Raw genomic sequence first — 19,773 nt, forward strand, 5'->3', positions numbered from 1 at the left:
TATGAAATGTTACTGTGGATAACCTGCGCATTATCCATAAAAAAACCCGCCGAAGCGGGTTTTTCGCCAATCGTTCTGCGTAAGCAGAATGGATTAACGTTTGGAGAACTGTGGACGACGACGTGCTTTACGCAGACCCACTTTCTTACGTTCAACCTGACGAGCGTCACGAGTAACGAAGCCAGCTTTACGCAGTTCAGAACGCAGGGATTCGTCGTACTCCATCAGAGCGCGGGTGATACCGTGACGGATCGCACCTGCCTGACCGGAGATACCACCACCTTTAACGGTGATGTACAGATCCAGTTTTTCTACCATATCAACCAGTTCCAGCGGCTGGCGAACTACCATGCGGGCAGTTTCGCGACCGAAGTATTGTTCCAGAGAACGCTGGTTGATTACGATTTTACCACTGCCCGGTTTGATGAAAACGCGAGCTGCGGAACTTTTGCGGCGACCAGTGCCGTAGTATTGATTTTCAGCCATTGCCTATAATCCCGATTAGATGTCAAGAACTTGCGGTTGCTGTGCCGCGTGGTTGTGCTCGTTGCCTGCGTAAACTTTCAGTTTACGGAACATAGCACGACCCAGCGGGCCTTTTGGCAGCATGCCTTTAACCGCGATTTCAATCACACGCTCAGGACGGCGGGCAATCATCTCTTCAAAGGTCGCTTCTTTGATACCACCGATGTGGCCGGTGTGGTGGTAGTACATTTTGTCAGTACGCTTGTTGCCGGTAACAGCAACTTTGTCAGCGTTCAGAACGATGATGTAATCACCGGTATCAACGTGCGGAGTGTATTCCGCTTTATGCTTACCGCGCAGGCGACGAGCCAGTTCAGTAGCCAGACGGCCCAGAGTTTTACCGGTCGCGTCAACAACATACCAGTCGCGCTGTACGGTTTCTGGTTTAGCTGTAAAAGTTTTCATTAAAAGCTTACCCAAATAATAAGTTACACGTTGGTGAACACCCAAACGTTTAGTCAGTTGAGGTTCACACGACAAAGTCCGGCAAACCTACCCCTTCGAATAGCACATGCCGACACATAGAAAGTTTCGGGAAAAAAACCTTCTCGTAACGTGGGGTCGCAAGATTATAGAGAAGTTGAGGTCAAAGATCGACCCTTAAATGTGATTTGGAATGGGTTTTTCGGGGTCAGGTATTGTGCGGTCTGGTGCCCTCACCCCCAGCCCCTCTCCCACGGGGAGAGGGTAGCGTTTGTTAAGGCCTGGTGCCCTCACCCCCGGCCCCTCTCCCACGGGGAGAGGGGAGTATTTATGGCATATGCTCACGCTTGAGGTACTCCTCGCTCTGCATCTCTTGCAGGCGCGACAGGCAGCGCTGGAACTCAAACTTCAGGCGCTCGCCCTGATAGATCTCATATAAAGGCACCTCGGCGCTGACCACCAGTTTAACGTGACGCTCGTAAAACTCATCTACCAGCGCGATGAAGCGGCGCGCTTCGCTCTCCATGAGCGGGGTCATGACGGGTACATCCCACAACATAACGGTATGGAACAGACGCGAAAGGGCAATGTAGTCATGCTGGCTGCGGGCATCCACACACAGCGTGGCAAACGAGACGGCCAGCGTCTGGTTCTCTACGCCAAGCGTCGGCAATGGACGATGATTAATCTCCAGCGCTGGCGCGTTACCCCGCGGCGCACCCGCCAGGGCCAGCCACAGTTTATCCATCTCGCGGGCGGTGTCGGCATTCAAAGGCGAAAGCCACAGGTGCGCCTGCGTCAGCGTACGCAGACGATAATCGACACCGGCATCGACGTTCATGATGTCGCAGTGCTGTTTAATAGCGTCAATGGCTGGCAGGAAACGCGCCCGCTGGAGACCATTGCGATAAAGCTCATCCGGCGGGATATTTGAGGTCGCTACCAGGGTGATCCCACGCGCAAACAGCGCTTTCATGAGTCCCCCCAGCAGCATGGCGTCCGTAATATCGGAAACAAAGAATTCGTCGAAGCAGAGCACGTCGGTTTCCGCCTTAAAGCGGTCCGCCACGATTTCCAGCGGGTCAGTTTCACCCTGGAGCGCCGTCAGCTCTTCATGAACCCGCAGCATAAAACGGTGAAAGTGCAGACGCTGCTTACGCGTGCCGGGCAGGCTCTGGTAGAACATATCCATCAGCCAGGTTTTACCCCGTCCCACGCCGCCCCACATATATAAGCCACGAACCGGTGCGTTTATCATAGGCTCTTTTTTGCCCAGTAAACGGCCGAATGCCGCCTTCAGCCCACTGCTCTGCACCGCATCGGCGGGTTTCGCCAGGTGTTCCTGATAAATCGTGTCCAGGCGGTTAACCGCTTCACGCTGGACATCATCCGGCTGGTGTGTGCCCTCACTCAGGGCCAGTTGGTAACGCGATGAAGGGGACAGGTTTTGCATGATGTTGTTGTTATTCCTTTAGTTAAACCTCACCAGCGCGCGTGGCTGATGAAAAAAAGGCCGTTCTACACTACGCGATGATACGTCAGGATTCCACTTCTGCGGAAATAGCGGTTATAGTGGCATAATCAGGCACAGGCAGGAGCCGAGCCAACACCCTACGGAACAACAAGACAACGGGAGAAGTTCATGACCTGGGAATATGCGCTAATCGGTTTAGTCGTCGGCATCATCATTGGTGCTGTGGCCATGCGTTTCGGTAACCGCAAATTGCGTCAGCAGCAGTCACTGCAATACGAACTGGAAAAGAACAAAGCCGAACTGGAAGAATATCGCGAAGAGCTGGTCAGCCACTTTGCCCGTAGCGCTGAGCTGCTGGACAACATGGCGACAGATTATCGCCAGCTCTACCAGCACATGGCGAAAAGCTCCAGCAGCCTGCTGCCGGAAATGACCGCGGAGACCAACCCATTCCGCAATCGTCTGGCGGACTCTGAAGCCGGTAACGATCAGGCACCGGTTCAGATGCCACGCGACTATTCAGACGGCGCGTCCGGCCTGCTGCGCGGTGGCGTAAAACGCGATTAATCGCACAACCTGAATAAATTTTACGGGCGCACCTTAAGCGCCCGTCCTTTCTTCCCGTCCCCAGCTATTATTTAGTCAAACACCTCATTGTTCAGCGGTTGAAAATTCAATAACATCAAGATGTTTTTGGGGCCGTTCTTTTTCATTCCAGGATACGAGAGTCAGCATCGATGAAGAAAAAAAACCAGCTGTTGAGCGCCTTAGCGTTAAGTGTCGGGTTATCTCTCTCGGCCTCCTTCCCTGCCAGTGCGGCACTGCCTTCGCAGGTGCCAGGACAAGAAGCCATTCCCAGCCTCGCGCCAATGCTTGAGAAAGTACTGCCTGCGGTGGTCAGCGTTCAGGTGGAAGGGACGACCCGCCAAAGCCAGCGCATTCCCGAAGAGCTGAAGAAATATTTTGGCGAGGACGCGCCGGATCAGCAGGCCCAGCCGTTTGAAGGTCTGGGCTCAGGGGTGATTATCGACGCGGCCAAAGGCTATATCCTGACCAATAACCACGTGATCAGCCAGGCTGATAAAATCAGCGTTCAGCTAAACGATGGCCGGGAGTTTGACGCCAAACTGATCGGCGGTGACGATCAGAGTGATATCGCCCTGTTACAGGTGCAAAACCCCAGCAACCTGACCCAGATCGCCATTGCAGATTCCGATAAACTGCGCGTCGGTGATTTTGCTGTCGCGGTCGGTAACCCGTTCGGTTTAGGCCAGACCGCCACCTCCGGGATTGTCTCCGCTCTGGGGCGCAGCGGCCTGAATCTCGAAGGGCTGGAAAACTTCATCCAGACCGATGCCTCCATCAACCGGGGCAACTCCGGCGGTGCGCTGCTTAACCTGAACGGTGAGCTGATCGGCATCAACACCGCTATCCTCGCGCCAGGCGGCGGCAGCATCGGGATTGGTTTTGCCATTCCGAGTAACATGGCGAAAACCCTGTCTCAACAGTTAATTCAGTTTGGCGAGGTTAAGCGCGGGCTGCTGGGCATCAAAGGCATGGAAATGAGCGCCGATATCGCCAAAGCCTTTAAGCTCAACGTGCAGCGCGGGGCGTTTGTCAGCGAAGTGCTGCCCAACTCCGGCTCTGCGAAAGCGGGCGTGAAATCCGGCGACGTTATTGTCAGCCTGAACGATAAACCGCTGAGCAGCTTCGCTGAATTGCGTTCACGTATTGCCACCACGGAGCCAGGCGCTAAAGTGAAGCTGGGCCTGATCCGCGAGGGCAAACCGCTGACCGTGGAAGTGACGCTGGACAAGAGCACCTCCTCTTCCGCCAGTGCCGAACAGATCTCCCCGGCGCTACAGGGCGCTACGCTGAGCGACGGCCAGCTTAAAAACGGCACGAAAGGCATCTCTGTCACCACCGTTGAAAAGAGTAGCCCGGCCGCGCAGGCAGGTTTACATCAGGACGATGTGATCGTGGGCGTGAATCGCACTCGCGTGCAGTCTATTGCCGAAATGCGTAAGGTGCTGGAGAGTAAACCGGCGGTCATTGCCCTACAAATTATCCGTGGCAACGACACCCTCTACATTTTACTGCGTTAACCATTTGCGACTCCGGGCATCGCCGCTGCGTGTGATGTCCGGATAACTCATGTTATGCTGCAAACCGTTCCTTTTTTAACGACACACGCATCATGCTTTTAAAGCTCTTTCGTTCAATTGTCATTGGTTTGATCGTTGCCGGCCTGCTTCTGGTGGCTATGCCATCTTTACGCCAGTTCAACAAACTGTCGGCTCCCCAGTTCGACAGCACGGATGAAACGCCTGCGACGTACAATCAGGCGGTACGCCGTGCCGCCCCCGCCGTGGTTAACGTCTATAACCGCGGGCTTAACAGTTCCGCTCATAACCAGCTGGAGATCCGCACGCTCGGTTCCGGTGTGATCATGGATGACCGGGGTTACATCATCACCAATAAACACGTCATTAACGATGCCGACCAGATTATCGTCGCCTTGCAGGATGGACGTGTCTTTGAAGCCCTGCTGGTGGGGTCGGACAGCCTGACCGATCTGGCGGTGCTGAAGATCAACGCCACGGGCGGTCTGCCGACTATCCCGATTAATCGCAAACGAACGCCGCACATCGGCGATGTGGTGCTGGCGATTGGTAACCCGTACAACCTGGGTCAGACCATCACTCAGGGGATCATCAGCGCGACCGGTCGAATCGGCCTGAACCCGTCAGGAAGGCAGAACTTCCTGCAAACCGATGCCTCCATCAACCACGGTAACTCCGGCGGCGCACTGGTCAACTCCCTGGGCGAACTGATGGGCATTAACACCCTCTCCTTCGACAAGAGCAACGACGGCGAAACGCCAGAAGGGATTGGCTTTGCCATTCCGTTCCAGCTGGCGACCAAGATTATGGATAAGCTGATCCGCGATGGCCGCGTGATCCGTGGCTACATTGGTATCGGCGGGCGTGAAATCGCGCCGATGCATACTCAGGGCGGTGGTATCGATCAGATCCAGGGGATTGTGGTCAACGAAGTGGCCCCTGGCGGCCCGGCGGCTAATGCGGGTATCCAGGTGAACGACGTTATCCTTTCCGTCAACGGCACGCCAGCGGTCTCTGCGCTGGAAACCATGGACCAGGTGGCTGAGATTCGCCCTGGCTCCATCATCCCTGTTGAAGTCATGCGTAATGACAAGAAGCTGACGATTCAGGTCACGATTCAGGAATACCCGGCCACTAACTGACGGGCATAAAAAAACGGAGCTTAACGCTCCGTTTTTTTTACCGGGACAAGATCACTTGTTAACGAACTCTTCGCCCAGCGTAATATCTTTCTTCAGCGTATCCAGCATGCCTTCCATCGCGTTTTGCTCAAACGCGCTCAGCGTGCCGATAGACTTACGCTCTTCAACACCGTTTTTACCCAGCAGCAGCGGCTGAGAGAAGAAGCGCGCGTGTTCACCGTCGCCTTCAACATAGGCGCATTCAACAACGTCTTTTTCACCCTGCAATGCGCGAACCAGAGACAGGCCGAAACGTGCCGCCGCCTGGCCCATAGACAGGGTTGCAGAACCGCCACCCGCCTTCGCTTCCACCACTTCGGTGCCTGCGTTCTGAATACGTTTGGTCAGGTCAGCCACTTCCTGCTCGGTGAAGCTCACGCCCGGGATCTGCGACAGCAGAGGCAGGATGGTCACGCCAGAGTGACCGCCGATAACCGGCACTTCCACTTCCGTTGGCTGCTTGCCTTTCAGCTCAGCCACGAAGGTATTGGAACGGATAATATCCAGCGTCGTCACGCCGAACAGTTTGTTCTTGTCGTAAACGCCTGCTTTCTTCAGCACTTCTGCTGCGATGGCCACGGTGGTGTTCACCGGGTTGGTGATGATACCGATGCATGCTTTCGGGCAGGTTTCAGCGATCTGCTGAACCAGGTTTTTCACGATGCCCGCGTTGACGTTAAACAGGTCTGAACGATCCATACCCGGTTTACGCGCGACGCCCGCAGAGATCAGCACCACGTCGGCACCCTGCAACGCAGGACGCGCATCTTCACCGGAGAAGCCTTTGATTTTCACAGCTGTCGGGATGTGGCTCAGGTCAACCGCCACACCTGGGGTAACCGGGGCAATATCGTACAGGGAGAGTTCTGAGCCTGAAGGCAGTTGGGTTTTCAGTAGTAGGGCAAGCGCCTGGCCGATACCACCAGCAGCGCCGAGGACTGCGACTTTCATCCTAAACTCCTTATTATGGTTAACTTAAGTATCTGTAACTCCGTTGCGGCGACCATAATTCAGCACGTCATTAATTACAATTTTCATCGCTAAAGAATTTGAGGTCGCACGTCTTTCGCCTTCACCTGAATGCTATCGGGCTATGGGCAAACAACGAATTAAGAGGGGGTTACAATACACCCTGCCACGCCACCAAAACAACATCATTTTGATAACATTTAATTTACTTTTAAGCTTATTTGCGCGGCGTGACCCAGGCATGTTTTCCGATAACGAAATCTGATAAAATCACTCCCTTTCATAACATTATTTCAGCCTGGTGTCAGGTAGATAATTTGCATAAAAATTCATCCACATGCATAATAATGTTGTTTCTATCGTCATATTCCGGGTGACTTATGCGAAGCTCGTCTAAGCAAGAAGAATTAGTAAAGGCGTTTAAAGCGCTGCTCAAAGAAGAGAAATTCAGTTCTCAGGGAGAAATTGTTCAGGCGTTGCAGGAACAAGGCTTCGACAATATTAACCAGTCGAAGGTCTCTCGCATGTTAACCAAGTTTGGTGCAGTGCGTACGCGCAACGCCAAAATGGAGATGGTCTATTGCCTGCCTGCTGAACTTGGCGTGCCGACGACCTCCAGCCCGCTGAAGAACCTGGTTCTGGACATCGACTATAACGATGCCGTGGTCGTGATCCACACCAGCCCAGGCGCAGCACAGCTGATCGCTCGCCTGCTGGATTCGCTGGGTAAAGCAGAGGGGATCCTCGGGACTATCGCCGGGGATGACACCATTTTTACAACCCCGGCAAACGGTTTCTCCGTGAAAGACCTCTACGAAGCGATTCTGGTTCTGTTCGAACAAGAGCTGTAATTGTCTGCCCCGTAGCCTCTGGCTGCGGGGATCCTTCTGCTGTTACCTCGTTTTACCCTGCTTTTCTCTGCCTGCTACTTTTGCAAATAGTGCTTTTTACCGTCCATTAACATTCACCCAGTGAATGATCTGCCGCAAAATCGCACTAAAAATCAAATTCACTTATCTTTTTGATTTTTAAATCAAAAAATCTTTACCTTTCACCTTGCAACGCACTTTTTATGCATTCTCGTTATAAAAATTGATTTTTTTAACACGTAATAACAGGCGCAACCATTAGTCTGGTATTAATTTTTTGCGTGATTAGTGTATACTTGATTTTGTGATGAGGGTCACAGAACAAAGACCCCAGTAAAATAATTGACGAGGTAAATAATCATGAAAATCAAAGCCACTGTAGCTGCCCTGAGCGTACTGTCAGTCCTGTCATTCGGTGCGTTTGCAGCCGACACCATTAATGCCGAACAGGCACAATCCCGTCAGGCTATCGGGACTGTTTCTGTTGGTGCCATCGGTACTTCTCCGATGGACATGCACGAAATGCTGAACAAAAAAGCGGAAGAACAGGGTGCGTCATCCTATCGCATCATCGAAGCGCGCAGTGGTGATCACTGGCACGCTACCGCAGAACTGTACAAATAAACCCTCGTCGTATCTCATCATACGACTTGCCCCTGACCTCCCGGTCAGGGGCTTTTTTATGAATGACGCACGTTAAAACGCAGTTGTCCTTCCAGTTCCTCCTCCGCTTCATCAAACAATAAAATCAATGCGCCAAAGCGTCTGCGCAGTTTTTCAGGCAGATGGATAAACTCGATCTCCAGCGGTAACGGCAGCCGATCGCCGGTCACTATATCCCACAGCATATCAAGATTGTTTACGCTGCCCCGCTCCAGGTCGAACGCCCGAGTAAACTCGCGATAGAAGTCTTCCTGACTCTCAATTTCGTCAAAATCAAAGGTATAAATTTTCATTGCCAGCCACCCGGTACAGGCGGGCGGCAGATGCCGCCCTGTCTATTATAATCCCCCGATATGCAGGGTTTTAACTTCCAGAAACTCCTCCAGCCCCAGCACGGACCCCTCACGGCCCAGCCCGGACTCTTTTACCCCCCCAAACGGCCCCAGCTCGGTCGAGACCGCACATTCATTAATCCCGATCATGCCGCTCTCAATGGCCTGTGAGACGCGGAACACGCGCGAGAGATTCTGGGTATAAAAGTAGGCCGCCAGCCCGAAAGGCGTATTGTTAGCACGCATAACCACTTCGTCTTCCGACGTGAAGCGGAAGCAGGCGGCAACGGGACCAAAGGTCTCCTCTTCTGCCAGCTTCATGCCTTCATGGCAGTCACCGAGCACAGTTGGCATCCAGAAGTTGCCGCCCAGCTCGTGCGGTTTACCGCCAGCCAGCACCGTGGCGCCCTTCGCTACCGCATCTTCGACGTGCTCACGCACTTTATCGACAGCCGAAGGCTCTATCAGCGGGCCGACAACGACGCCCTCGTCCAGACCGTTGCCCACCTTCAGCGCCTTCACCGCATCGGCAAGCTGATTGACAAACTTGTCGTAGACCGTTTCCTGAATATAAAAGCGGTTGACGCTGACACACACCTGTCCGGCGTTACGGAACTTGTTGGCGATCGCGCCTTTGACGGCAGCGTCAATGTCCGCATCCTCAAATACGATATACGGCGCATTACCGCCCAGCTCCATCGACACTTTTTTCATGGTCTCTGCGGAATTGCGAACCAGCGTTTTCCCGACGGCGGTTGAACCGGTAAACGAGATTTTGCGCACGTCATGGCTGGCCATAATGGCGTCGCTAATTTCAGAGGTGCTCCCCGCGACCGCATTCAGCACACCATCCGGCACACCGGCCTGCTTCGCCAGCGTCAGCAGCGCAAAGGCACTCAGCGGCGTGTTGTTTGCAGGTTTGATCACACCGGTACACCCTGCTGCCAGCGCCGGGCCGAGCTTACGGGTGAGCATGGCCATCGGGAAGTTCCATGGCGTGATAGCAGCAACCACCCCGACAGGTTCACGAGTGGCCAGAATACGGGAACCGGGTTTAACCGGAGGAATGATTTCACCGTTGGCGCGCTTGGCCTGCTCGGCAAACCACTGAATGAAGCTGGCAGCGTAGTCCACTTCACCCTCAGCCTCTTTCAGCGGCTTGCCCTGCTCGGTGGTCATCAGCCGCCCGAGCCAGCTTTTGTTCTCGATAATCAGTTCATACCAGCGATAGAGGATCGCGGAACGCTCTTTTGCCGTTTTCGCGCGCCATGCGGGAAAGGCTTTCGTCGCGGCCGCAATAGCCTCTTCGGTTTCGGCTTTCCCTGCTTTCGCCACTTTCGCGACCACCTCGCCCGTGGCCGGGTTTAACACATCAAACGTGGTGTCGAGTGTTTTCCAGATACCGTTAACCAGATAGCCGGTCTGAAAAAGAATACTGTCCTGAAGAGCCTGGGTTGTCATGTGTCCTCCCTTCCTGAATGTTTGAACCTGCAAGAATAAGTATAGCCACAAAAAAACCGACGCTTTTGGCGTCGGTTTTCTCTTCGTTAGCTGTCTGTCAGCGCATTCTGGTAGCGGTGCAGCATAAACACCAGCCGCTCTACCGGCTCGGTAACCTGCGGCGGCGCTTCCCAGACTCGCAGTTTCTCCTGGTAGATATCCAGCTCCTCCAGCAGTTGCTTAAAGTAGCGGCGACGTTTGTCATCACTGGATGCCGATATCACATGGTCCGCCGTTCGCCGTAGCTGGCGGTGGAAAGCGGACAAATCGTCGTTGATCGGCACGGGCGCGTTCCGCAAACGCTGGTGCGCGATAATCATGGTTAACGCCAGCCGGAAGCGGGCCACATCTCCCGGGAATTTATTCAGCAACAGGAACAACTGCTGATAGAGCGCCGGCAGGTGGTTCTCCTTGCGCCGCGCGGTGTTGGTGGTCATGGACGAAACAGCGGCGGATACAAACTGATTCAGCAGCACGCGTCCAGTCCGCGCCTGAGAGTTATCCCGTACCAGCAGGATCACCATCATCGCCAGGAAACACCCCACCAGCTGGCCTAGTGCGCTGTCCAGGAACTGGCTGAAATGGAAGGTCATCGGGTTATCCAGCACGATGATGTTAATCGTACTCGCCAGCGCACCTAACGATCCCAGACGGCGTTTTTGTACCTCTATCCCGATAAAGAACGCCATTACCGCCAGGCTGATGCAGAGCAAAAGCATGCTTTGCTGCGTCGAGGGGATAATCACCAGGAAATAGAGCGCGCCAATGGGTAACGCCGCAATGGTGCCGTACAGAAAATCGATAGCGACCATGCGCGGGTTGGGCAGACGCATCGCCAGCGCGGTGACGACCGCAATCATCACCATCGCGCCGCTACCGGACGTCCAGCCGGTCCACAGCCAGAACAGCGTGCCGAGTATACAGGCCAGAGTGGTACGCCAGAAGTTGACCATCGCATGATGACGCTCGGCGGATTCCGGTTTGATGACCACTTCGCCCTGTAACACCTCTTCTTCCGCCGCACTGATTTTGGTGTTGCTTATCACGCCGCGTTTCAGGAGCAGGTAGCGCGTTGCGGCACCAACCCAGGTATAAATGGTGACTGGCGTATCCCGTTCTCCCGTCCAGGCAATCACACGGCGCATGCGTTTGAGCTGTCGATGCACGTCCTGCACCGTCTCCACGGGCTCGTCAAACAGTTCGCGGAAGGTATCCGTTACCACCTCGGGACGGGTGTTCTGAATCAGGTAGGTTTCACACGCCTGGGTGATCAGCGTTAACGAGACGGTATTGATCGCTTTAAGACGACGATTGGCGCGCTCCCAGCGGGAAGACTCCATATTGAGATTACTGCGCATCCCTTCAAGCGCCTGCGTGCGGCGCACCAGCGCACTCCAGGCCTTGTCGACCTCCTCGCTGTCGCCATGCTTAATGCACAACTGCATCAGCTGGTACTGGGCAACGATCAGCGCATCCAGCTCACGATCCACTTCCTGCTTGATGGATCGCGGAGAGAAAAGCAGATCTGCGACAATCGCGCAGACAATACCAATCACAATCTCACTGCACCGCTCTACCGCGAACTGCGGGGCGAGCAGGGGTTCGGACTGAATGGTGATGATGATAATCAGCGCGGTATAACCCGCCAGCCCCCAGGCGTACGAGTTCTCGACCTTAACCAGGGAAGAGATCCAGGTGCAGAAACCGGCCCAGATACAGCACACGATCAGCATCAGCAGCGGGGTGCGGATCATCAGGATGATAATGGTCAGGGCGGCGATACAGCCGATAAAGGTCCCGATAATACGCAGCATCCCGCGATAGCGGATTGCCCCGGAGTAGGGTTCGCCACCCGCAGCGAAGGCGGGACCGGCGGCGACAATGGCAGCGGTCAGAACGGCCCAGCGCGGCGTTTCAAGCTGGAAGTGAAATCCAATAAACAGCGCCAGCACAATGGCGCATGCCAGCTTCACGGCGAAGCGGATGTGCTGGCTGGCGATGGAAAAAATGCCCATAGTGATTAACCAAACTCGCGCAGGCGGTGGGCGATTTGACGGAAGATGGAGTCCTGACTGGCGTCACGGTCGGTTTCACCGGTGATCACCACCGTCGCCGTGGTGCCTGCGGGCCAGAAGTTGCTCTGCTGCTCATCCAGACGAATGCGTACTGGTACGCGCTGCGCCAGGCGAACCCACTCGAGGTTGGAATCGACGGTCGCCATTCCTTTTGAATCATTGGTACTGCTGGAGTTGGTCACCCCCGCAGCAACGCTGTCCACGGTACCTTTCAGCACCCGGTTGCTGCCGAGCGGCGTGATTTCGGCGCGATAGCCCGGACGCACGCCTTCCAGCTTGGTCTCTTCCATATAGGCGAGGACGTAGAAGGAGTTCTGTTTCACCAGCGCAACGGCGGTTGAGCCGCGCGTGATAAACTCACCCGCATAGACGTTGAGGTTGGTCACCCAGCCATCGGACGGGGCGCGGATAACGGTACGTTCCAGATCGAGCTTTGCCAGATCGCGCGTCGCCTGCGCTTTTGCCAGCTGATGCAGCACGGTTTGCAGCACGTTATTGGACTGGTCAATCTCTTCCCGGGACATGGCCTGGATGCCCAGCTTGTTACGGCGTCCTGCTTCACGGCGTTTTTCAGAGGCCAGCGCGTTGTAATAGGCCACGTCGGCTTCCGCTTCTTCCAGCGCTTTTTGATAGCGCGGCTGGTCGATGGTGAACAGCACCTGATCTTTTTTCACCAGCTGGTTATCGTGAACGTTGACTGCCGTAATAAGACCGGCGACATCGGGCGCTATCGCGACCACCTCCGCGCTGAAACGCGCATCGCGCGTCCACGGGGATTCGGTGTAATAAACCCAGGCGCGAAAAATAGCGATGAACGCCAGGATGACCAGCGCCATAGTGATGGCAGTGCGGGAGATTTTTCTTGTTAGCGTTTTCACATCAACCTCAGACAAACATGCGCGATATTAAATAGAACAGGCAGCAATACAGCGCGGTATTGAACAATGCAGGATGCCAGACGAAATCATAAATCCCGGTAGGGACCAGCACCTTGCGCACCAGCCAGAAGATCGCCAGTGATAAAAGAAGCTCGAAAAATATCGGTGGGAACGACAAACCGAACACCACGATAACGGGAAACAGACTCATGTTGACCTTGATTAAAGAGAGTGCAGGTTACTGGATTTTTAAGCTCGCACCGCCGCAGGAGAGCAAGAATTGCCGGGCGAGAGTGGCGCAGCCGTTATGTAATTAATAATATATTAACGTAACTGTTATGCTGTTATCTATCATATGTGATCTAAATCACTTTTAAGCCAGAGTGAATAATGGAACGTCTTAAACGCATGTCGGTGTTTGCCAAAGTTGTCGAGCAAGGCTCTTTTACCGCCGCAGCACGTCAGCTACAAATGAGCGTCTCATCCATTAGCCAGACGGTGTCAAAACTGGAGGATGAGCTTCAGGTGAAGCTGCTCAACCGCAGCACCCGCAGCATCGGGCTGACGGAAGCGGGGAAAATTTACTATCAGGGCTGCCGTCGAATGCTGCATGAAGTGCAGGATGTTCATGAGCAGCTCTATGCCTTTAATAACACCCCTATCGGCACGCTGCGCATCGGGTGTTCTTCAACTATGGCACAAAATGTTCTCGCTGCCATGACGGCGGAAATGCTGAAAGAGTATCCCGGTTTATCCGTCAATCTGGTCACGGGCATTCCAGCACCGGACCTGATTGCCGATGGGTTAGACGTGGTGATACGCGTTGGCGCATTGCAGGACTCGAGCCTGTTCTCGCGTCGACTGGGCAGCATGCCGATGGTGGTCTGCGCTTCGAAGAGCTATCTGGCACAGTATGGCGTACCGGAAAAACCCGCCGACCTGAGCAACCACTCGTGGCTGGAATACAGCGTACGGCCAGATAACGAATTTGAACTGATTGCGCCGGAAGGGCTTTCCACTAAACTGCTGCCAGAAGGTCGCTTCGTGACCAATGATCCGATGACAATCTCGCGATGGCTGGTGGCCGGGGCCGGGATCGCCTACGTGCCGCTGATGTGGGTGATCAACGAGATCAACAGCGGCGAACTGGAGATCCTCTTCCCGCGCTACCAGTCCGATCCGCGCCCGGTGTACGCGTTGTATACCGAAAAGGACAAGCTGCCGCTGAAGGTGCAGGTCTGTATTAACTATCTGACGGACTATTTTGTGGAAGTGGCGGAGCTGTTTCAGGGCATGCGGGGGAGAAGGAAAGAGTAGGCATTCGCCCCTCACCCTAACCCTCTCCCCAACGGGGAGAGGGGACTGCTCCGTGCGGTCTTTTCTCCCTCGCCCCTTTGGGGAGAGGGCCGGGGTGAGGGGGAAAATTTACGCCGTGCCGCCCACCGTCAGGTTATCAACCTTCAGCGTTGGCTGGCCCACGCCCACAGGCAGGCTCTGGCCCTCTTTGCCGCAAACGCCCACGCCGTTATCCAGCTTCAGGTCGTTACCGACCATGGAAATCTGCTGCATCGCTTCGATGCCGGACCCAATCAACGTTGCGCCCTTCACCGCTTTGGTCACTTTGCCTTTCTCAATCAGATACGCCTCGGAGGTAGAGAAGACAAATTTGCCGGAGGTGATATCCACCTGACCGCCACCAAAGTTTGGCGCGAAGATCCCGTAATCAACAGATTCGATAATCTCCTGCGGCGTGGATTTACCCGGCAGCATGTAGGTGTTGGTCATGCGCGGCATCGGCAGGTGCGCGTAGGATTCGCGACGGCCGTTACCCGTTGGCGCTACGCCCATCAACCGTGCGTTAAGCTTGTCCTGCATGTAGCCTTTCAGCACGCCGTTTTCAATCAGCACGTTGTACTGGCCCGGCGTACCTTCGTCGTCGATAGAAATCGAGCCGCGACGGTCGAGCATGGTGCCATCATCCACCACGGTACACAGTTCGGAGGAGACGAGCTGCCCCATCTGACCGCTGAATACGGACGTCCCGCGACGGTTGAAATCCCCTTCCAGGCCGTGACCGACCGCTTCGTGCAGCAGCACGCCCGGCCAGCCTGCGCCAAGAACCACCGGCAGCGTACCGGCGGGTGCCGCCACGGCAGACAGGTTAACCAGCGCCATGCGCACGGCTTCTTTCGCCCACGCATCCGCGCGGGCTTCGCCATCAACATCGCCCAGGAACCAGTCATAGCCAAAACGACCGCCGCCACCGCTTGAGCCGCGCTCGCGCTTGCCGTCGTCTTCCACCTGAACGCTGATGGAAAGACGCACCAGCGGACGCACGTCGGCGGCCAGAGTACCGTCTGTCGCCGCCACCAGTATCAGTTCATAGACCCCGCTCAGGCTGGCAGAAACTTCCTGCACGCGCTTGTCCGCTGCGCGAGCCACTTTGTCCACGCGACGCAGGATGTCCAGCTTCTCTTCACGGCTCATGCTTTGCAGCGGATCGATGCTGGTATAGAGCGCGGTGTGTTGCACTTCGCCCAGCGTTTTCACGCGACCGTCGCCGGTATCGCGCACAATGGTTCGAGCCGCCTGCGCGCTCTGTTCCAGCGCGGCCAGGCTTATCTGGTCTGCATAGGCAAAACCGGTTTTTTCGCCGCTGACGGCGCGTACGCCGACGCCCTGATCAATGTTATAAGAGCCATCTTTAATGATGCTGTCTTCTAAAACCCAGGATTCGTGATAGCTCGACTGGAAATAGAGATCGCCGTAGTCGAGGCGGCGTTCGGTCAGTTGACCAAGAATGGAGAACAGGTCCTGATGGCTCAGGCCGTTCGCTGCGAGCAAATGTTCACTTACCAGGTTCAGACTCATCGTATTGCTACTCGTTCGTTGCCGCCAGTGGCGGTATAAAGATCGTATTTATTGAGAGTGAGGCAATTACCTGCCCACGTCAAATCATTGCTGTGCTTCTTTGCGCGGCTGGCGCAGCACTTCATTAATCTGTGGTTTATCAACCGGCCCGGTAATGCGATAGCGCAGAATCGAGACTTTACTCCACAGCGGTCCCAGCACTTTGCTGGCGGCAAATACCGCCGCCCCGACGATCGGATTGACCACAAAGGCTGCCGCAACGCCCACGCTTGCGGAAATCTCCGGCGCCACCACGGCTTCCATATCCAGCTCGCGGCGCACGAGATCCACTGACCCTTTCATCGCGATATCCGCTTCCAGGCCGTCCACCAGCGTGTCGTCGGTGTGCAGAACGCCGTCTTTGATCCACGCCGTGCTGCGAATGGAATCGTAGTAGAAACCTTCGCTGAAGGTGTCGCTAAAGTCGAAGCGCAGCTTGCGCAGCAGCGCGTCAAAACTCAGCAGACGCAGGATCTGCCCGGCGCGCCCCGTGCTCACATCGGCAATCTCACCCTTACCGAAGTTGGTTTTCAGGATGCCGTTAAGCGAAGCTTCATCCGGCGTCCACGGCGCTGCGCGCCAGTGCAGATCGTAATTCACATCGAACGACGATCCCCGAAGCGGCGTGCTGATACCAAAGAAGTTAGCCGCGGCGTCGAGCTTGTTGCCTTTAATATCGCCTTTCAGCGAGGTGCGCTGTTCACCCGGTTTGTTCACCCATTCGCCTGCGGCAGTCAGGCGGCCAAAGCCGGTATCGACCAGCCCCCCAGAGAGACTCAACGTGTTGCCCTGGATGGCGAAGTCGCCGTCGATACGGCCATATTTTTGCCCCCACAGCCAGCACTCCGCACAGCGCAGCTGGAGATCGGGCCAGCCGCTGAAATCCACGCGCGTGGCCTCGCTTAACGGAGAAGCGCTTGTCGACTGAGCGTGAGATGCCGCAAAGGTCGGGTTGTAATAGAGATAACGGATAGCCGCCTGCCATGGCGCGTTATCGCGCATCGTCAACGAACCGTTAATTTCACGCCCCTGCGCCTCGACCTTTGAACCGTTTACCGTCGGGCTGGAGACAATACTCAGGTTGTTCCACTGCTGCCCACCCAGCGTCAGCGCTGGCGTTCGCAAGGTAATGGACTGCGGGAACTGCGCCGTTTGGTCGACGTTTTGCCCGACACCTTTCTGGAACAGTGCCAGCCACTCGGCGCCATCCATCGGCGGAAGATTCAGTTCAACGCCCGCCTGCTCCGGCAGCGGTGGCGTGGTGCGGCTGTCCGTCGTCCAGATCGCCCTGTCCAGCGTCAGCTTGCGGTTAAGCAGCCAGCGGCTGTTGAAGTGGTTTGTCCCGCCCGCGTTGCCGGTTAGCTCGAAGCTGTTGAGGTTGCCCGCAACCTTGACGTTGACAGGCAATGCTTCACCGCTTTTCTTATTCAGCGGTGCCGGAAGCTGGCTGCTGAGGTTTTTCAGATCGCCCGTAATGTCGACGTTATAACGCGCACCGGCATGATAAGGCAGGTCGATGGCAACTTTGCCATTCCATGACACCGCCCCGTCCACCGCATTCTCAATCGGCTTCGGCAGAACATCCATGCGTGACGGCTGCCAGTTCGCGTCCATATTGACTGCCACCTGGTAGGCTTTATCGCCCTCGGTGGTGGAGAAATCGATATTGACGGGTTGATTGAACCAGGTTGCTTTCAGCGGCTCACTTTTCAGCGTGCCGTTAACAAAGCTGAACTGACCGCTGAGGTTTTTTAGCGTGCTGTCCAGCGGCTTGATATAGAGGCTGTTGTTGTTAAGGCGAACGTCGCCTTTGGCGGTGGTCATTTCACCGTCCAGCGGGATATCCAGATGTAAGCGAGCATTCACATCGCCATCTAACTGCAATTGCTGAAGGGTGGCTGCCAGGGAGTCATTCAGCGGCGTATCTTCAAAGTACGGGCCAACCGCTTTACCCGGTCCCTTGATGTCCGCATCAATCAGCAATTTCTCTTTGGAGTAATCCGGGATGTTTGCCGTCAGGTTGCTTGCCGTCACGCCACCCAGCGCAACGCTGTCCGTCTTCATCCACAGGCCGTCATTGAGGAAGTTGAGTTCAATATCCAGATTCTTCAGCGCGGGCCAGTCCGGCTGGAAGGCATAGGTGGCGTTGCGCAGCGGCACCAGAACCTGGAACTGACCTTCATTATGCTTATACGGGAACAGGTGCGGGTTGCCGCCGTAGACCAGCGTGGCGTTATCCGCCTGACCGCCCTGGATGGCACCGCTGAGATAGTCCACCAGCGCTTTCCCCATCAGGTTTTCCGGGAAGTAGCGCCACGCCTGCGAACCGTCATCCGTGCTGATGCCCGCCAGAATACCCAACCATGGCTCATCACCTTCAGGCTGTAGATAACGGAAATTACCGCGGGCATGTACCGCTTTGGCTTTCACATCGATATCGCGGCCATCAAGCTGAAAACCTTTGTCATTCTTCAGCCAGTTAAGGGTGGCGTTTCCCTTTTCGATCTCCAGTGGCGCACGGAAGACTGTTTCGTACGGCATTTTCGCGTCCTGCATTTCTGCCGTCAGCCTGCCGTTTTCCACGCTTCCTTCCAGCTTACCGCTGAAGTGCTCAGCACCCGGCAGCAGTTTCCACTGTTTCCACGCAAGATTTTTCCATGCCGCCTGAAAACGCGTCTTTTCCGTGGCCTGAAGTGGAATATCGAGTGCCAGACGGTTTATCTGCCCGCTCGGTTGCGTCGCCAGCCAGGTTTCGCCCAGATCCGGGGAGAGTTTTGCGGCCATTGAACGCAGACCTTCGATCGCCGTCAGATCCAGGTTACTGGCGCGGATACGCAATTCGTCGCTGCGTTTGCCGTTTACCCCGCCGACGTACTGCTCCGGCATCCACGCCAGCGTCAGCGCGCCGCGCGGCCAGGGTTTGTTATCCATGGAGATACGCGTATCCGGAATAGCGAACTGCCAGCCGCCCTTTTCCTGCGTGACGTGAGCGGTAAGGTTATCGACGGAAAGTTGATGTTGATGACGTTCACCTTTCCAGCTCGCACCTCCCTGCTTAAGCCAGATATCACCGCTGGCGAACGCGCCGTTCGTCAGGGTCATCCAGCCTTCGAGGCTGAAACGTGCGGTTTCCAGCTGCATGTTCTGCTGAAGCCACTCACCGAGCCACGGCTTCACATCCACGTCGTCCGCCTGTAGCCAAACCCTGCCATTGTTCAGCAGGCCATTGTCGTCCCGCAGATCCATCCGCACCTGCATAACGCCGTGCTGCCCGTTCAGGCTGGAAAGATTCACCTGCCCCTCGGCGCGGTGACGCTCTTTCCCGTTTAGCCAGGTCAGCTGCGGGATTGCCAGCTCGGCGCGCTGACCGGAAAGCGTAATAAAGCTCACTTCGCTGTCGCGCAGATCGAAATGATCGAACTGCCGCAGGAACAAATCGCTGATACGGCTGGTTTCCAGACCACGATCGCTGTCGCCGCTGCGCAGCGGCGTGTTGGTCATCAGCTGAAGTTGCCAGAAGGTGAGATCGCGAAACTGCCAGCGCAGATGCAGCAGGCTTTGCCAGACATCCAGCGCCAGGGTGACGCGTTTGATTTTAAGATGGCCGCCATCTTTCAGGCTGGCGCTGATATCCCGTGCATCAAGCGTCGGGCCAAAGTTCTGCCAGCTTGCTTCGATATGGCTCACGTCCACCGGCAGGCCGGTGGCGGATTCGATTTTGGCCAGGATTTGCGGACGCCAGCTGTCCAGGTGCGGTAAGACGAGACGCAGCCCGCTCACGAGCAGCGCGACAATCACGACCAGCGTTGCCCCAGTAAGCAGTAAAATCCCCGGCAATCGCCTCACGCGTC

17 protein-coding genes are annotated in these 19,773 nt (G+C 55.6%); 6 read left to right on the forward strand and 11 right to left on the reverse strand.

The features are described 5' to 3' along the window. Positions 1-93 precede the first annotated feature (93 nt). The 3 genes from rpsI to zapE all read right to left on the reverse strand — a co-directional run bounded on the left by rpsI (position 94) and on the right by zapE (position 2,401). Positions 94-486: a 30S ribosomal protein S9 gene (rpsI, locus tag ACOTX7_RS08295; RefSeq protein ID WP_003860436.1), complete on the reverse strand. Its 393-nt coding sequence runs from the start codon at positions 484-486 to the stop codon at positions 94-96. A gap of 15 nt (positions 487-501) precedes the next feature. Next, positions 502-930, reverse strand: coding sequence for a 50S ribosomal protein L13 (rplM, locus tag ACOTX7_RS08300; RefSeq protein WP_003860434.1), 429 nt, complete (start codon positions 928-930; stop codon positions 502-504). A 346-nt stretch (positions 931-1,276) separates the two neighbouring features. Then, positions 1,277-2,401, reverse strand: a complete 1,125-nt coding sequence (gene zapE / locus ACOTX7_RS08305) for a cell division protein ZapE (RefSeq protein WP_221256523.1) — start codon at positions 2,399-2,401, stop codon at positions 1,277-1,279. 189 nt (positions 2,402-2,590) lie between these two features. Between zapE and zapG the strand changes: the two genes are divergently transcribed. From zapG to degS, 3 genes are all read left to right on the forward strand, one after another. Further along, positions 2,591-2,989 (forward strand): Z-ring associated protein ZapG, encoded by a 399-nt coding sequence (zapG, locus tag ACOTX7_RS08310; protein WP_003860432.1) that lies wholly within the window; start codon positions 2,591-2,593, stop codon positions 2,987-2,989. Positions 2,990-3,159: 170 nt separating this feature from the next. Further along, positions 3,160-4,527 carry a serine endoprotease DegQ gene (degQ, locus tag ACOTX7_RS08315; protein WP_221256524.1) on the forward strand — a complete coding sequence of 456 codons (1,368 nt, stop codon included), beginning with the start codon at positions 3,160-3,162 and terminating at the stop codon, positions 4,525-4,527. Between the two features lie 92 nt (positions 4,528-4,619). Beyond that, the gene (gene degS, locus ACOTX7_RS08320) at positions 4,620-5,687 is read left to right on the forward strand and encodes an outer membrane-stress sensor serine endopeptidase DegS (protein ID WP_003860430.1); all 1,068 of its coding nucleotides are present in this window, start codon (positions 4,620-4,622) and stop codon (positions 5,685-5,687) included. 51 nt (positions 5,688-5,738) lie between these two features. Here the strand turns inward: degS and mdh are convergent, their stop codons facing one another. After that, complete coding sequence (mdh, locus tag ACOTX7_RS08325; RefSeq protein ID WP_006812159.1) at positions 5,739-6,677, reverse strand: malate dehydrogenase; 939 nt, start codon at positions 6,675-6,677, stop codon at positions 5,739-5,741. 398 nt (positions 6,678-7,075) lie between these two features. Between mdh and argR the strand changes: the two genes are divergently transcribed. Together argR and yhcN are read left to right on the forward strand one after the other, a co-directional pair. Beyond that, positions 7,076-7,546, forward strand: a complete 471-nt coding sequence (gene argR, locus ACOTX7_RS08330) for a transcriptional regulator ArgR (RefSeq protein WP_003860428.1) — start codon at positions 7,076-7,078, stop codon at positions 7,544-7,546. 378 nt (positions 7,547-7,924) lie between these two features. Then, positions 7,925-8,188: a peroxide/acid stress response protein YhcN gene (gene yhcN / locus ACOTX7_RS08335; protein WP_221256525.1), complete on the forward strand. Its 264-nt coding sequence runs from the start codon at positions 7,925-7,927 to the stop codon at positions 8,186-8,188. 56 nt (positions 8,189-8,244) lie between these two features. On the opposite strand, the gene ACOTX7_RS08340 is transcribed toward yhcN, so the two are convergent. The 5 genes from ACOTX7_RS08340 to aaeX form a co-directional block, all read right to left on the reverse strand. Next, on the reverse strand, positions 8,245-8,520 hold the full coding sequence (locus ACOTX7_RS08340; RefSeq protein ID WP_221256526.1) for a barstar family protein: 276 nt from the start codon (positions 8,518-8,520) through the stop codon (positions 8,245-8,247). A 45-nt stretch (positions 8,521-8,565) separates the two neighbouring features. After that, positions 8,566-10,020: an NAD-dependent succinate-semialdehyde dehydrogenase gene (locus ACOTX7_RS08345; protein WP_047354096.1), complete on the reverse strand. Its 1,455-nt coding sequence runs from the start codon at positions 10,018-10,020 to the stop codon at positions 8,566-8,568. A gap of 86 nt (positions 10,021-10,106) precedes the next feature. Continuing rightward, positions 10,107-12,074 carry a p-hydroxybenzoic acid efflux pump subunit AaeB gene (gene aaeB, locus ACOTX7_RS08350; RefSeq protein ID WP_006812163.1) on the reverse strand — a complete coding sequence of 656 codons (1,968 nt, stop codon included), beginning with the start codon at positions 12,072-12,074 and terminating at the stop codon, positions 10,107-10,109. Positions 12,075-12,079: 5 nt separating this feature from the next. Next, positions 12,080-13,012, reverse strand: coding sequence for a p-hydroxybenzoic acid efflux pump subunit AaeA (aaeA, locus tag ACOTX7_RS08355; protein ID WP_221256528.1), 933 nt, complete (start codon positions 13,010-13,012; stop codon positions 12,080-12,082). A gap of 7 nt (positions 13,013-13,019) precedes the next feature. Further along, positions 13,020-13,223 carry a p-hydroxybenzoic acid efflux pump operon protein AaeX gene (aaeX, locus tag ACOTX7_RS08360; RefSeq protein ID WP_003860416.1) on the reverse strand — a complete coding sequence of 68 codons (204 nt, stop codon included), beginning with the start codon at positions 13,221-13,223 and terminating at the stop codon, positions 13,020-13,022. A gap of 179 nt (positions 13,224-13,402) precedes the next feature. On the opposite strand from aaeX, the gene aaeR reads away from it, so the two are divergent. Beyond that, complete coding sequence (aaeR, locus tag ACOTX7_RS08365) at positions 13,403-14,329, forward strand: HTH-type transcriptional activator AaeR (protein ID WP_006812164.1); 927 nt, start codon at positions 13,403-13,405, stop codon at positions 14,327-14,329. Positions 14,330-14,437: 108 nt separating this feature from the next. Here the strand turns inward: aaeR and tldD are convergent, their stop codons facing one another. Beyond that, entirely contained in the window at positions 14,438-15,883 is a 1,446-nt protein-coding gene (gene tldD / locus ACOTX7_RS08370) for a metalloprotease TldD (RefSeq protein WP_006812165.1), read from the reverse strand. Positions 15,884-15,967: 84 nt separating this feature from the next. Then, entirely contained in the window at positions 15,968-19,768 is a 3,801-nt protein-coding gene (gene yhdP, locus ACOTX7_RS08375; protein ID WP_221813309.1) for an AsmA2 domain-containing protein YhdP, read from the reverse strand. Positions 19,769-19,773 lie beyond the last annotated feature (5 nt).

Origin of the sequence: Enterobacter cloacae complex sp. IR5418 (assembly GCF_049238105.1) — a bacterium.
GTDB lineage: Bacteria > Pseudomonadota > Gammaproteobacteria > Enterobacterales > Enterobacteriaceae > Enterobacter > Enterobacter hormaechei.

Bases quoted from the DNA above. Each gene is read 5' to 3' on its own strand.
- rpsI (WP_003860436.1), bottom strand. From the start codon at position 486: ATGGCTGAAAATCAATACTACGGCACTGGTCGCCGCAAAAGTTCCGCA.
- rplM (WP_003860434.1), bottom strand. From the start codon at position 930: ATGAAAACTTTTACAGCTAAACCAGAAACCGTACAGCGCGACTGGTAT.
- zapE (WP_221256523.1), bottom strand. From the start codon at position 2,401: ATGCAAAACCTGTCCCCTTCATCGCGTTACCAACTGGCCCTGAGTGAG.
- zapG (WP_003860432.1), top strand. From the start codon at position 2,591: ATGACCTGGGAATATGCGCTAATCGGTTTAGTCGTCGGCATCATCATT.
- degQ (WP_221256524.1), top strand. From the start codon at position 3,160: ATGAAGAAAAAAAACCAGCTGTTGAGCGCCTTAGCGTTAAGTGTCGGG.
- degS (WP_003860430.1), top strand. From the start codon at position 4,620: ATGCTTTTAAAGCTCTTTCGTTCAATTGTCATTGGTTTGATCGTTGCC.
- mdh (WP_006812159.1), bottom strand. From the start codon at position 6,677: ATGAAAGTCGCAGTCCTCGGCGCTGCTGGTGGTATCGGCCAGGCGCTT.
- argR (WP_003860428.1), top strand. From the start codon at position 7,076: ATGCGAAGCTCGTCTAAGCAAGAAGAATTAGTAAAGGCGTTTAAAGCG.
- yhcN (WP_221256525.1), top strand. From the start codon at position 7,925: ATGAAAATCAAAGCCACTGTAGCTGCCCTGAGCGTACTGTCAGTCCTG.
- ACOTX7_RS08340 (WP_221256526.1), bottom strand. From the start codon at position 8,520: ATGAAAATTTATACCTTTGATTTTGACGAAATTGAGAGTCAGGAAGAC.
- ACOTX7_RS08345 (WP_047354096.1), bottom strand. From the start codon at position 10,020: ATGACAACCCAGGCTCTTCAGGACAGTATTCTTTTTCAGACCGGCTAT.
- aaeB (WP_006812163.1), bottom strand. From the start codon at position 12,074: ATGGGCATTTTTTCCATCGCCAGCCAGCACATCCGCTTCGCCGTGAAG.
- aaeX (WP_003860416.1), bottom strand. From the start codon at position 13,223: ATGAGTCTGTTTCCCGTTATCGTGGTGTTCGGTTTGTCGTTCCCACCG.
- aaeR (WP_006812164.1), top strand. From the start codon at position 13,403: ATGGAACGTCTTAAACGCATGTCGGTGTTTGCCAAAGTTGTCGAGCAA.
- tldD (WP_006812165.1), bottom strand. From the start codon at position 15,883: ATGAGTCTGAACCTGGTAAGTGAACATTTGCTCGCAGCGAACGGCCTG.